This window comes from Paenibacillus sp. XY044, from assembly GCF_002257645.1.
In the GTDB taxonomy this organism is placed as follows: domain Bacteria; phylum Bacillota; class Bacilli; order Paenibacillales; family Paenibacillaceae; genus Paenibacillus_AQ.
This window is the reverse complement of record NZ_NQMO01000005.1, coordinates 521519-535204: the sequence shown is the minus strand read 5'-3', so window position 1 is coordinate 535204 and position 13686 is coordinate 521519. Positions and strand designations below refer to the sequence as shown.

General features: G+C 50.5%; 10 protein-coding genes. All 10 read left to right on the top strand.

What is annotated here, in order from left to right; all coding sequences use genetic code 11:
* The first annotated feature begins 346 nt into the window (after nt 1-346).
* The 10 genes from CJP46_RS22235 (at nt 347) to CJP46_RS22190 (ending at nt 13678) form a co-directional block, all read left to right on the top strand.
* Nucleotides 347-3091: an alpha-mannosidase gene (locus CJP46_RS22235; RefSeq protein ID WP_094597811.1), complete on the top strand. Its 2745-nt coding sequence runs from the start codon at nt 347-349 to the stop codon at nt 3089-3091.
* Between the two features lie 963 nt (nt 3092-4054).
* Nucleotides 4055-5788 carry a peptide-binding protein gene (locus CJP46_RS22230; RefSeq protein WP_094597810.1) on the top strand — a complete coding sequence of 578 codons (1734 nt, stop codon included), beginning with the start codon at nt 4055-4057 and terminating at the stop codon, nt 5786-5788.
* Between the two features lie 124 nt (nt 5789-5912).
* On the top strand, nt 5913-6884 hold the full coding sequence (locus CJP46_RS22225) for an ABC transporter permease (protein ID WP_094597809.1): 972 nt from the start codon (nt 5913-5915) through the stop codon (nt 6882-6884).
* Nucleotides 6881-7870: an ABC transporter permease gene (locus CJP46_RS22220; RefSeq protein WP_256992462.1), complete on the top strand. Its 990-nt coding sequence runs from the start codon at nt 6881-6883 to the stop codon at nt 7868-7870. The genes CJP46_RS22225 and CJP46_RS22220 overlap by 4 nt, the downstream gene beginning before the upstream one ends.
* Nucleotides 7837-8865 carry an ABC transporter ATP-binding protein gene (locus CJP46_RS22215; RefSeq protein WP_094597808.1) on the top strand — a complete coding sequence of 343 codons (1029 nt, stop codon included), beginning with the start codon at nt 7837-7839 and terminating at the stop codon, nt 8863-8865. The genes CJP46_RS22220 and CJP46_RS22215 overlap by 34 nt, the downstream gene beginning before the upstream one ends.
* Nucleotides 8858-9862: an ABC transporter ATP-binding protein gene (locus tag CJP46_RS22210; RefSeq protein WP_218831046.1), complete on the top strand. Its 1005-nt coding sequence runs from the start codon at nt 8858-8860 to the stop codon at nt 9860-9862. Before CJP46_RS22215 ends, CJP46_RS22210 begins: the two co-directional genes overlap by 8 nt.
* A gap of 448 nt (nt 9863-10310) precedes the next feature.
* A complete protein-coding gene (locus tag CJP46_RS22205) occupies nt 10311-11330 on the top strand; it encodes an LCP family protein (RefSeq protein WP_094597806.1) in 1020 nt (339 codons plus the stop codon).
* Nucleotides 11331-11645: 315 nt separating this feature from the next.
* Nucleotides 11646-12098, top strand: a complete 453-nt coding sequence (locus CJP46_RS22200) for a CBS domain-containing protein (protein ID WP_094597805.1) — start codon at nt 11646-11648, stop codon at nt 12096-12098.
* A 357-nt stretch (nt 12099-12455) separates the two neighbouring features.
* Complete coding sequence (locus CJP46_RS22195) at nt 12456-12758, top strand: MazG-like family protein (protein ID WP_094597804.1); 303 nt, start codon at nt 12456-12458, stop codon at nt 12756-12758.
* 5 nt (nt 12759-12763) lie between these two features.
* Nucleotides 12764-13678 (top strand): DUF2232 domain-containing protein, encoded by a 915-nt coding sequence (locus CJP46_RS22190; protein WP_094597803.1) that lies wholly within the window; start codon nt 12764-12766, stop codon nt 13676-13678.
* Nucleotides 13679-13686: the final 8 nt, after the last annotated feature.

The window sequence follows — 13686 nt, the reverse complement described above, 5'->3', positions numbered from 1 at the left end:
CAAAACTGGGCAACCGTGAGGGGGATATTTTGGTCTTGAACCGAAGGTGCGGGCCTGCAGAAATCGTCTGTTTTACGGATCGTCAAAATTTTTTCTTCCATTATATATAGGTTGTATTGAAGACTTACTTCGAATGTTAATTTGTACACGATGGATGGACACTGGCGGACGGACATGGTCATTCCCTAAGTTATTTATGCCAGCATTGTGCCATCCATGATGGTGCAAATTTATCCAGGGCAAGGCCTGGCCATGGATCTGGGCCTCGGCCCAATATGCTTATCTGTGTAGGGGATGAACGTTCCGATGAGGAACGAGCAGCCCAAGGAAAGGAGACCCGATTTCTATGTCAACTAAGCCGAAACGAACTGCGCATATCATCTCCCATACCCACTGGGACCGGGAATGGTATTTGCCATATGAAAAACATCATGTCCGTCTCATTCGTTTGATGGACGTGCTTATGGATACATTGGAGAACGACACCGAGTATAAGAGCTTCTACCTGGACGGACAAACGATCATTCTGGAGGATTACCTTCAGGTGCGCCCCGAGAAGAAGGAGCGGCTCGAAAAATACATCCGCGAAGGCCGCATCTTCATCGGCCCATGGTATATTCTGCAGGATGCGTTCCTGACCAGCGGCGAGGCCAACATCCGCAACATGCAGATCGGCCATAAGGACGCCCGCCGCTACGGGCAAATTTCCAAGGTGGGATATTTCCCCGATACCTTTGGCATCGTCGGCCAGGCACCGCAGCTGATGCGTCAATCCGGCATCGATAACGCCTTGTTCGGCCGCGGCGTCAAACCGACCGGCTTTAACAATACCGTTGCCGACTCCGAATATGAGTCTTCCTTCTCTGAGCTCATCTGGGAAGGGCCGGACGGCTCTAAGGTACTTGGCATTCTATTTGCCAACTGGTACAGCAACGGCAATGAAATTCCGGCCGATCCCGAAGAGGCGAAGGCATTCTGGGACCGGAAGCTGGCGGACGCCGAGAAGTATGCATCGACGCCGGAGCTTCTCTTCATGAACGGCTGCGATCACCAGCCGATCCAGACCGATTTGGCTGAGGCGCTGGAGACGGCACGCAAGCTGTATCCGGACATAGAGTTCGTCCATTCGAACTTCCCGCAGTATTTGGAATCGGTAAAAGGCCATCAAGAGAACGAGCTGTCCGTAGTCCGGGGTGAGCTTCGAAGCCAGCGGACCGATGGATGGGGGACGCTTGTGAACACGGCATCTTCCCGGGTATATCTCAAGCAGATGAACCAGCTCGGACAAGCACTGCTGGAAAAGGTAGCCGAGCCGCTTGCGGCGTATGCGCACCTGATCGGTCAGGCTTATCCGCATCATCTGTTTACGTATGCATGGAAAACGCTGATGCAGAACCACCCGCATGACAGCATTTGCGGCTGCAGCGTTGATGAGGTTCACAGCGAGATGGTAACCCGCTTTGCGAAGAGCCGCGATGTGGCGGAGTCGATCATTGAAGACAGCAAGCGGGCAGTGGCCGATGCGGTAGATACGTCGTCCTTCGCGCAGTTCGGCGAAGATGCGCTGCCGTTTGTGGTGTTCAACACCACCGGATGGGAGCGGACCGGCACGGTATCCATCGAACTGGACGTTCAGCGGATTTACTTCCGCGACGGAATTCCGTTGGATGAAATCAGCCGCCGGATTCAGGCGCTCGAGCTGGGTGATCGCGTGGTACTAGGCCCGGACGGTACGCCGGTGCCATTTACGCTGGAGGACCTGGGCCAGCGTTTCGGCTACGATCTGCCGGATGACCGGTTCCGTCAGCCATATATGGCGCGTGCAGTGCGGATTACGCTGCAGGCGGACGCTGTTCCAGCGCACGGACTTCGGGCGTACGCACTCGTATCCGGTCAGGCAGCGGCGCAGCCATCGGCGAATGCTCCGGCATCCTTGATCACCGGGGACAACGTGTTGGAAAATAACAACCTGCGGGTAGCGGCTCAGCCGAACGGAAGCCTTACGGTAACCGATAAGCGAAACGGACGCGAATACCGCGACCTGCTCATTTATGAGGATACCGGGGACATCGGCAACGAATACATGTACAAGCAGCCTGAAGGTGAAACTCCACTGACGACGCGCGATGTACAAGCATCGATCCGGGTTCTGGAGGATACCCCTTACCGTGCTACGCTCGAAATCGTTCATGACTGGGAGGTGCCCGCATCGGCTGATGAGCTTCTTCAGAAGGAGCAGATCGAAGTGGTCTATTATCCGGAGCGCAAAGCTCAAAGGGTGAAAGAAACCGTGCCGATGAAGATCCGTACCCTGGTTAGACTGGAGAAAGACGGCAAGGGCGTTATGGTCGAGGCCTCGTTTAACAACCAGGCCAAGGATCACCGCGTCCGTGTACTCCTGCCGACCAATATTGAAGCCAGCCGGCACCGCGTGGATTCCATGTTTGAAATCGTAACACGGGATAATGAGCCCACAATCGAGTGGCAAAATCCGAGCAACGCCCAACATCAGCAGGCTTTTGTCGATGTGAGTGGGGAAGCGGCCGGTCTGGCGGTAGCCAACCTTGGCTTGAACGAGTATGAAGTTTTGCGGGACGGCCGGAATACCATTGCGGTCACCCTGCTGCGTTCGGTAGGCGAGCTTGGCGACTGGGGCTGGTTCCCGACGCCGGAGGCACAATGCCTTGGCGAACATGCCGTTCAGCTTGAAATTATCCCGCACGACGGCCGCGGGGAGGAGTCCGGAGCTTACGCGGAAGCTTACCAATTCCAAATTCCGTGGACAAGCGTGCAAACCGGAATCCATTCCGGCGATCTGTCTGCGGCGCATACTCCTTTTGCCTGGGGTGGAGAGGGAGTCGCTTTCTCTGCATGGACGGTTAATGAGGATTCCGGAGACCATATTGTTCGCTGGTACAACATGAAACAACAGCCTGCCCGCCTTCGGGTAGAACTGCCTCAATCGGTGAGCCGTGTATATAAAACGACCATTTTGGAAGAGGCGGAAGGCGCTTCGGTAGAACAGGTATCTGAGTCTTATGAGCTGGAAGCAGGACCGTGCGAAATCGTATCGATAGGTATTGAGCGCTAGTTTGTTAGTTGTGTGGAATAAAATGGTTTTAATAGATTTATTGAAAAAGTGATTTATAATAGGGGTGTGAGGGGGGCTTTTTCCCCCTCCGGCAGCCCCGGCTCCTTGACAATTAAAATATTTAAATTCCCATCTATTTCCCAGAATTCCCTGCTATTTTTTAATTGACAGATGATTTCCGTTCCAGTAAATTTGAACGTAATATATTGTTGAATAGCACGAAATGATTCGGAAGATTCCTATGCTGTTAGTCTGTGACTTCCATAAATTACAAGACACCTCACTCACATGTCACAGAACCTGACACGCTTTTTTATATATTCGCAATGTAAGCGGTTTATAATTTAATCATTTTTAAAAGATGGATTTTCCGGACATCAAACCTTCCTGATTTTAACATTAAAATTTGGTGAAAACGGATCGCCTCTTTCATCAAAATCCCATTGATACAGCTTATTTTTAGCCATTTTAAAAAATATATTAAAACTGCCTAAAAAAAATATTGACGTGATATTAATTTACACGTATTATTTACATTAAATTTATTAGGAAGTTTTAACCATTTCAAATATAGTCCTTTTTGCTGATTCAAATTGACCGATGGTCATTTAAAGCATTAATGCTTTATTGCGCTATAATGCATCTCGCAGCCAGCATCGCGGAATCTACCGTTCTTTATTCCTGCACGATCCCGCAACGGTCCTGCCTTACATCTGGATATATTATTTTTTAATATATTGCTTTACTTTGCTACCGTCGTCTTGTTGCAATATGAAAGGTCTACAAGAGGGGGAGTTGTTTCAACGTCATTCGGGGGTCTGTTACGGTAACCGAAGTAGGTGTAAAGTCCCTGATGGTTCTCACGGCTAGATTCGCTGGGACCATTGGAGAGGTCTTGGGTTGTTCTCGTTTCTATGCGGGACGCCATTATTTTTCAAATCACAAAGGGGAGGAAAATGGTACATGACAAGTAAGAAAAAGTGGCTCTCATTACTCGTTTCATTATCGGTAATCAGCACAGTGTTCGTAGGCTGCGGCAGCAAGGACGATGCAAGCAGCACACCTAAAGACGAGGGTAACACAGATTCGTCTACAACTACGGGCACGGAAGGAACTAAAGAGGCGACCGGTCCGGTGGACGGCGGAACGCTGACTTACGGAAGCTTCTCCGATATCGTTAGTGTCAACCCTCTTTTCGTTCAAGATACGGCTTCTGGCGATGCGGTACAGTTCATGTATGCGAAATTGTTTGACATTAACCGCACAGGTGAAGTAGCGGCTGAGGCTTGGTCTATTGCTGCTGAGCCAATGACGATCTCTGAAGACGGGCTCACATACACGATTAAACTGAAAGACACTGCGAAATGGAGTGACGGACAACCGATTACGGCTAATGACGTTGTATTCACGTTTAATTCCATTCGTGATCCTAAAGTGGGTTCGCCGGGCATCACCGGCTTTGATAAAGTAACGAACATTGAAGCTGTTGACGAGCACACGGTTAAAATTACGCTGAAATCTGTTTACGCTCCATTCCAATACGTTCTGGCTACTGAAATCGTTCCAGAACATATCTTGAAAGATGTTAAACCGGAAGAACTTCAAAAGAACATCTACGGTACAGACCCTGCCAAAACCGTTTCCAGCGGACCATGGGTATGGAAAGAGTGGAAACAGAAACAATATCTGTCCTTCGAGAAGAACCCGAATTACTGGGGTCCGGCTCCGCATATCGACAAGATCGTATATAAAATTTATGCCGACCAAAACACAGAAGTTCAAGCCCTTATCAAAGGCGACGTTGACCTTCTCGGCGGTATCCCGGTAACCCAAGTCGAAGCTGTGAAGAGCAGAGACGGCTTGACAGTTATCCAGGAGCCAGGTCCGCAATACGAATACCTCGGCTTCAACTTTAACCCGGACAACTTCAAGGACAAATTCGTACCTTGGGCCGGACAAAAAACAAGACAGGCGGTCGCTTACGCGCTCAACCGTCAAGGTATGATCGACAACGTTCTGAAAGGCACAGGCAAGCTGATGAACGCTCCGTTCCTGCCAGGTTCCTGGGCAGATCCGGGCGATGCGGCAGTCAATTATGCCTTTGATCCGGAAAAAGCGAAGCAGCTGCTGGCTGAAGATGGATGGACTGCAGGCAGCGACGGCATCCTGACGAAAGACGGACACCGTTTCTCCTTCGAGCTTCAATACAACTCGGGTAACAGCCGCCGCGAGCAAGTGGCGAGCGTTATCCAGCAAAACCTGAAGGACGTAGGTATCGAAGTGGTGCCTAAAGCACTGGACTTCGCTGCATGGGTTGACCAAAACCTGACTCCAGGTAAATACCCAGCGATCCTGATGGGCTGGTCCTTGAACAACCCGGATCCGGATGGAGAATCTACATTTAGCTCCAAGTTCTTCCCGCCAAACGGCCAGAACCAAGGCTTCTACAAAAATGAAAAGCTCGACAAGCTGTGGGAAGAAGGAACGGCTGTCGTAGACCAAGAGAAGCGTAAAGAGATTTACAAACAAATCGGTCAAGAAATTTCTACAGACCTTCCATACGTGTTCATGTACCAATACGGTACGCCAACCGCGTATAACAACAAGGTGAAATTTGCGGAAGAGGATGCTCCTGAATCCTCCTTGGCTTACGGATACTTCTTCCACCTGAACAACTGGTGGGTAGACGCGAAATAATTAGACAACATAGGCAGTTACAACGGTGCTAGAGGGGGAGGAAACTTCCCCTCCACCCTTTTTTGTGTTTAAAAAGGATGATGATTAGGCGTCCGTGTCCGTAAAATCTCTAGGAGGATCAACAATGACTGAATACTTCATCCGCCGCTTACTGCAATCGATACTGGTCTTGTTTCTGATCTCTTTGGTTGCATTCGGCCTTATTCACGCTGCGCCAGGCGGTCCCACACAGATGATGATGGCCCCTGGAGTATCGCCTGAAACCGCAAAGATTCAAGCCCACAATATGGGTCTGGATAAGCCGGTCCCTACCCAGTATGTCATTTGGCTGACGAACATGCTGAAAGGTGACCTGGGTCATACATTTAAAAACAACCTGCCAGTAGGTGAGGTTTTGTGGCCAACGGTTGGCAACACGATCAAACTAATGGCGTTCGCCTGGTTTATCGCGTTATTAATTGCGATCCCTTGGGGGATATACAACAGTACGAAAGTGTACGGCATATCCGACCAGACGGCCAACTTCGTCAGTTATATAGGCTTTGCGATGCCTGCGTTCTGGTTCGGGATCATCCTGCAGGAATTGTTTTCCTTAAAACTAGACTGGCTCCCGCTGTCCGACATGTATGACATGGATAAGCAAGGGAACTTCGGTAACCTGCTGTATCACCTGATTCTGCCATGCTCCGTCTTGGTGCTTGGTTTCTTGGCTTCGTATTCCAAATACGCGCGTTCTAGTATGCTCGAAGTGCTGGAGCAGGACTATATCCGTACGGCCCGTGCGAAGGGCGTGCCTGAACGCAAGGTCATTTTCCGGCATGCGCTGCGCAATGCTTTGATTCCGATTATTACGATCATCGGCCTGGATCTGCCGATTCTGGTCGGCGGTGCGACGCTGACGGAAAGCGTATTTAACTGGCCGGGCATGGGGCGCTTGTTCGTCGAAATGGCCCGTTCGCGCGAGTATTCGGTACTGATGGCGATTACGCTTATAACGGCTGTGGTCGTTGTTGCCGGCAACTTCCTTGCTGACATTCTGTACAAGATCGTCGACCCACGCGTGAAACTTGGAAGTAAAGGAGGAAAATCGGCATGAGTGACATGAACATCGAGACAGCTCCTAATGTTCAGGCATCTGAGCATACGGAACCGGCAAGCGCGCCACTTCCCCCTTCCAAGAAGCCTCCGGGCCCGTGGATGACGGTCGTGAAGAAATTTCTCCGTAATCCTTATGCCGTAACCGGGCTTATCGTATTGCTCTTTTTTGTCGTGATATCCGTACTGGCAAACGTTATTTCGCCCTATGACCCGGCTAAGATCGACCTGATGAACGCCAACTTGAAGCCAGGCTCTGGCGATCACCTTCTGGGCACAGACGAGCTGGGACGCGATATTTTCTCGAGACTGCTGCACAGCGGTCAGATTTCCCTGCTGGTCGGATTTTCCGTCGCGGCCATTTCCGTTATCATCGGTACATTGGTCGGTGCGATTTCCGGCTTCTTCGGCGGCTGGATCGATACGATCTTTATGCGTCTGATTGACGTCATGAACTCGATTCCGACGCTGTTCCTGAACATTTTGGTTATGGCGATTTTCGGAACGAAAATCCAATATATGATTATGATTTTGGCCTTTACAAGCTGGATGGGCGTGGCCCGGCTCGTTCGCGGTACGTACCTGCAGCTTCGTGAAATGCAGTATGTGGAGGCTGCCCGAGCAATCGGCGTTTCCAAAACAGGCATTATTTTCAGACATTTGCTTCGTAACGCAAGCTTTCCGATCATCGTTAACGCCACCCTAATGGTAGGGGGCGCGATTCTTTCCGAGTCCGGATTGTCCTACCTGGGTCTGGGTATCCAGGCACCGGCCACAAGCTGGGGACTTATGCTGAGCAACTCGCAGGAATTTATGCTGATTGACCCGTTGCAGGCCATTTATCCAGGGGTTTGTATCCTGGCGGTCGTGCTTGCCGTCAACTTCATCGGCGACGGTATCCGCGATGCGATGGACCCTAGACAGAAGAAGATTTCCCGGAGGAGGCTGGACAAATGGCGGAAAAACTACTCGAAATCCGGAATCTGACCACGGCATTTATGTCCGAGAATGGTTTCGTCAAAGCGACGGACCGGATCTCACTCAATATCGAAAAAGGACAGACGCTCTGCCTCGTCGGCGAGTCCGGCAGCGGCAAAAGTGTTACCTCTTTATCCATCATGCGTCTGATAGATTATGCAGGGGGCAGTATACTGGAAGGTAACATCCGGTTTAATGGCGATGACCTTGCATCTAAAGAGCAAGACCAAATGAAATCAATCCGCGGCAACAAGATCGCGATGATTTTCCAGGACCCGATGTCTGCGCTTAACCCCGTCTTTACCGTGGGCGAGCAGATTGCGGAAAGCCTGCGCTTGCATCAGAATAAGAGCCACAGCGAAGCTTGGAAAGAAGCAATCGAACTGCTTCGTCTGGTAGGTATACCGGCTCCGGAAATGAGAGCCAAGCAGTACCCGCACGAGTTGTCGGGCGGTATGTGTCAGCGCGTCGTCATCGCGATTGCACTCGCCTGCAAACCGGAACTCTTGATCGCGGACGAACCGACGACCGCGCTGGACGTGACGGTGCAGGCTCAAATTTTGGAACTCCTGATGAAGCTGAAGGAAGAGCTCGGCATGGCTATTCTGCTGATCACGCATGATATGGGCGTAGCCGCCGAGGTTGCCGACCACATTGCGGTTATGTACGCGGGCTCGATCGTCGAGCAGGGTACCGTTGAAGAGATTTTCTCAAATCCTTCGCATCCGTACACGGTTGGCCTTCTGCAGTCCATCCCGGGATTTGAAGGCAAACGCGGCAACGAATTGTACACGATCAAGGGCACCATTCCGGGTCTGGGCAATCTGCCGAAAGGATGCCGCTTTAACCCGCGCTGTCCGCATGTGATGGATAAATGCCGTCAGGTGGAACCGGGCGATATCCAGATCGGCGAAGAACACAGCACGAAGTGCTGGCTGTATGAAGGCAAGGATCGTAATGGAGTTTCGGTAAGCGGTGGAATAGGGGGAAATGCAAATGGCTAAGAACTTGATCGAAGTAGAGCACGTGAAGAAGTATTTCCCTATCCATAAAGGACTGCTGAACCGCGTTGTGGGCAACGTCAAAGCGGTCGACGACGTGTCCATCACGATCCGCGAAGGTGAAACCTTCGGACTCGTAGGCGAGTCCGGATGCGGCAAGTCGACGCTGGGCCGGGTCATTCTCCGGCTGCAGAACGCTACTGCCGGTGCCGTTAAATTTAACGGGCGCGATATTCATTCCATGGGCTCCAAGGAATTGAACAAAATGCGCGAGGAAATGCAGATTATTTTTCAGGATCCGTTCGGTTCCCTGAACCCTCGCTTCCTGGTCAAGGATATTATCGGCGAACCACTGAAGGTCCATACGAAGATGTCTTCGTCGCAGATCGAAAAACGCGTCATCGAGCTGATGGAGCTGGTCGGTTTGGACGCTTCCCGCCGGAACCGGTATCCGCATGAATTTTCCGGCGGTCAGCGCCAGCGGATCGGGATCGCCCGCGCCATCGCACTGAATCCGAAATTCATCGTGGCCGACGAAGCGGTATCCGCACTTGACGTGTCGGTTCAATCGCAGGTCATCAATCTTCTGATGAAGCTGCAGCGTGAAATGGGCCTGACGTTCCTGTTCATCGCCCACGGCCTGAACGTCGTCCGGCACATTTCCGACCGCGTCGGCGTCATGTACCTCGGCAAAATGGTTGAAGTCGGCGAAACGGAAACGCTGTACGCCAACCCGCTGCATCCTTACACCGCGGCGCTTCTGTCCGCAATTCCGAAGCCGTCGCCAACGAAAAAGCGCAACCGGATCGTCCTTCAGGGCGATGTGCCGTCTCCGGCCAATCCGCCGTCCGGCTGCCGTTTCCATCCGCGCTGCCCGTTCGCTCAAGAGAAATGCAGCCAAGTGGAACCGGCCCTGACGGAAGTGATTCCTGGGCGCCAGGTGGCCTGCCACTTCCCGATCGGCGTGGAGGGCGGCTCGGATCTGAACAGCTTGAAGTAATATTCTATTCCGATTTTAGAGTGATATGCTAATTGTATACAGGAAGGATTGGGGTCCTTCTGAACGTTCCATATACAGCCCTGCTTGCGGCAATGCGCCGGAGCAGGGCTGTTTTTTTAAAAATTAAGAAAGTCTAGGCTTCAAAGACCCGGCATTCATCTATCCGCAAGAAAAATTTCCTCTAAATGCGGTCTGGCTAACTTGGATGTACGTTGATAGAAATATCCTCATTCCGGTAATGCTGTTACCTTTTTAAGGTTTTCTTTTGTTTCGTTTGCGTTTACAATGTAAATGTCGTTTGACTATGACTTTATACCCAAACGGCAGTGGGCAAGCTTGTGCGTCAAGCCTTCGCCCCTCGTGTATATATAGAAGGGAGGGATGGAAGTACGAGCTCGACCTGGCTATAATTCATTTTTTATTCTAAATTTAAAGAAGGAATCCCTTAATGAAAAAGAGAACAAAAACATATATAACGTTAACTGTGATTTTGCTGCTTCTGGCCGGAGGGGCTTATCTCTTCCGCAAGCAGCTCGCAGTCATGGCCTTTGACCTGTTCCTGTCCAAGCAAGTGGAAAGCTCGCTGCAGAAATCGTATCAGCCGTTGACGTCCCAGGATAACGTGCCGAGCAAGCCGGTAGAGAAGATTGCGTACCAAAGCAAGCCGTTCTCGGTGCTGCTGCTCGGATCCGACCAGCGGGACAGCGAACCTTCGCGTTCAGATACGATCATTTATTCCGTCGTGCGTCCAAAGGATTCCAAAGTGCTGCTCATTTCGATTCCGCGGGACACGTATACGGAGATTGTAGGCAAAGGCAAAAAGGATAAAATCACCCATGCGTATGCCTTTGGAGGTCAGCAGATGTCCAAGGATACCGTCGAAGCGTTCCTGGACCATCGTATCAATTATTATGCCACCATCAATTTTAAGGGTCTGAAGGACGCGGTAGACGCGCTGGGCGGCGTGGAGCTGCCGATCGGCAAAGATATTGTCAACAAAGGCAAGGATCACGAGAAATTTACGGTCAAAGCCAATAAACCCATTTACAGCGGCGAAGAAGCGCTGAACTATGTGCGCTATCGGGAAGACAGCGATTTTAACCGGACGAAGCGCCAGCAGGTCTTTTTGGATGCGGTGGCCAACCGGATGCTGAACCTGAATCAAATTTCCAAAATTCCGGATCTGCTCGAAATTATGGGTGACAATTTCAAAACGGATATGCAGCCCAATTTTATTATCAGTTTAGCGAAACAAGTGCTGGCCGGCGATAAGGCTGAGATGACCGCCTATACGATCATGGGCGAAGGCATGAAGATTGACGGCATCTATTATGATGAACCAATCAAGAAGGATGTTCAGAATGCCAAGAAGCTGATTGACAGCTGGGAGAATCCCGATACCCCTTCGGATCAGCTGTTGACGCCGGATATGCTGGATAAGAAGGAAGAAACGACTGCTGCAAAGTAAGAAAAACGTCTATCGATGAACATGTTTAGCAGCCAGACCGCATTTAGCGGAAGGTGGAAGTTATTCTTGCGATATAAGGAAGTGGCTTCTCCGAGGTTTAGTACTTCTTATATCTAAAAAACGAGCCTTCTGGTTCGCTTATAGAGAAAACAAACCGCAATTTGTTAAGGTCTGAATTGCGGGATCTAAAATGCGGGGCGATGATCGGCAGCCACAGGTTCGGCTGCTGATTTTGCGTCCCCATTGAAACAATGGACAGTTTGAAACGTATGGAGTTAGGGGAACCTTGAAAAGGGTAGAGGAGGATCAATTTTCATGAATATAGCGTTTTTTCTGCTCCCTAAACAGGAAGTGGTCAGTGTCACCATGGACTCGACGCTGCGGCAAACGCTGGAACGGATGGAGTATCACAGGTACACGGCCGTACCGATCGTCGGAAAGAACGGGGAATATGCAGGAACGGTAACGGAAGGCGATCTGCTCTGGTATATGAAGAATTCCGGTGGAAAGGTGACCTTTGAGAACACGTCCAAATTTCTGCTGAAGGAAGTTCCGCTCAAAGTGTTTAATAAGCCGGTGTCCATCGACGCGAATATGGAAGATCTGATTAACCTGGCGAAAGTGCAGAACTTTGTGCCGGTGGTGGATGATATGAACCGGTTTATCGGCATTGTGCGCAGAAGCCAGATTATCGAATATTGCGAGAAGTTCGTCTCCAAGGAATCGAAGGAACCGGAGGAAACTAAGGCATCCATAGAGACCCGTTAATCCGCTGGTTTTAGAGGAAGATGGGCAAGATTTTGAATAGGCAATGACAAGAGACCTGCTTGGATTGGGATGTACGGGATGGCAGGTCTTTTTTGCCTTATCATTTATTCATTTGGGGTCCCCGCAAGATTAACACGGCATAAGGGGAATTACCCCACTTTGTGGGATGTTTGCCGCCGTATTATGCCCGGGGTGGCTTTTCGTGAGAGACTATATTTTATGCTATAATGGAGAATAAAGCTTTTTCACTTAAGTAAGGAGTATTTGCTGATCGGGGCCGCCGAAGAATAACTGAATAGGCATCGGAGGATAAAGCCCCACATCGTGGGGTTATTTGAGGGAGTGTGACCTAGAGGCATGCCAAAGGATTTGGATGTAGCCAAACGCGCTAAAGTCATTGAATGGCTGAAAACCGAAGTCGTAGACCACGTATCCCGTCTTTTCAAAGCCTTGTGGGAAGGCAGCACCACCCGGGTGGGTGACAGTCTCGCCAGCTTGATCATGAGCTCTTACATACTGGCCCGCAGGCTCGGCATGTCCTACAAGGACATGGATAATCTGCTGCTCGACAAACTGAAGAAGCATAAACAGGAAGGTCACCAGCTTGAAGATTGGTACCAGGATATTTCCGCGCTGGAAGAACATATGCGTAAGAGGTGAACACATTGAAAATGCGCTGGTCGGTAGTTTGGAGTGTCGTCTATTTGCTCCTGCTGCTATCTTTACTATCTCCTTTCTCGATTGTGACCGTCTTTTTTCTGATACTGCCGGGCGCAATCCTATTCGCAACACTAAACGTCAAATCGTTCGTACTGCATGTGCTCCCGGTTTGGTTGATTGCCTACCTTGTACATCCGGTGTATTTGCTGCTCGCCGTTTATTTTATGATCCCTGCTCTGATTATGGGTCGGGCTTATAAGAGAAGGGTTCCGGCTATCCGGACATTAATGCTGGGTGCGGGCACCATTCTGGCGGAGCTGCTGATCCTGCTGTTGATCGGAACGGCATTCTTCCATTTTGATCTGTCGAGCTATGTCCATGACATTGTCAAAATGACGATGTCCCCGCTTCGCGATGTGGGAGGAAGCAACCCGCTGATTTCGGATATGGCTTGGTCTCCCGAGGAGATGCAGATGGTAAGCGACGCCACGGTGCAGATGATTCCTTTCGCCATGATTGTCAGTTCCTTTATGATGGCGGTGATCACGCACGCGCTTGCCCGTCCGATCATGGAAAGCATGGGCTTCTCTGTTCCAAGACTGAAGCCGGCCCGCGAATGGATGCTGCCGAGATCTCTGATCTGGTATTATCTGATTGGTGTCATTATTGAAATTTTCGCAAGCGGATCAAAAAGCAGCTTTCTCGATTTGATTGCCGCGAACTTGCTGCCGCTTCTGCATATTTGCTTTATGATTCAAGCGATTGGCTTCTTCTTCTTTTTGGGGCACAAGCGGAAATGGCATCCCGTCATTCCGCTGCTGTTCGCGATTCCCATTCTGTTATTCCCGCCGATGCGGATTATCGGCATTCTGGATCTCGCATTTCCGCTTCGTCAATTTATGACCAAATCAAAACGTTAGGGTGGGTG

Coding starts and splice junctions, on each gene's coding strand:
- CJP46_RS22235 (WP_094597811.1), top strand. CDS start 347: ATGTCAACTAAGCCGAAACGAACTGCGCATATCATCTCCCATACCCAC.
- CJP46_RS22230 (WP_094597810.1), top strand. CDS start 4,055: ATGACAAGTAAGAAAAAGTGGCTCTCATTACTCGTTTCATTATCGGTA.
- CJP46_RS22225 (WP_094597809.1), top strand. CDS start 5,913: ATGACTGAATACTTCATCCGCCGCTTACTGCAATCGATACTGGTCTTG.
- CJP46_RS22220 (WP_256992462.1), top strand. CDS start 6,881: ATGAGTGACATGAACATCGAGACAGCTCCTAATGTTCAGGCATCTGAG.
- CJP46_RS22215 (WP_094597808.1), top strand. CDS start 7,837: ATGGCGGAAAAACTACTCGAAATCCGGAATCTGACCACGGCATTTATG.
- CJP46_RS22210 (WP_218831046.1), top strand. CDS start 8,858: ATGGCTAAGAACTTGATCGAAGTAGAGCACGTGAAGAAGTATTTCCCT.
- CJP46_RS22205 (WP_094597806.1), top strand. CDS start 10,311: ATGAAAAAGAGAACAAAAACATATATAACGTTAACTGTGATTTTGCTG.
- CJP46_RS22200 (WP_094597805.1), top strand. CDS start 11,646: ATGAATATAGCGTTTTTTCTGCTCCCTAAACAGGAAGTGGTCAGTGTC.
- CJP46_RS22195 (WP_094597804.1), top strand. CDS start 12,456: ATGCCAAAGGATTTGGATGTAGCCAAACGCGCTAAAGTCATTGAATGG.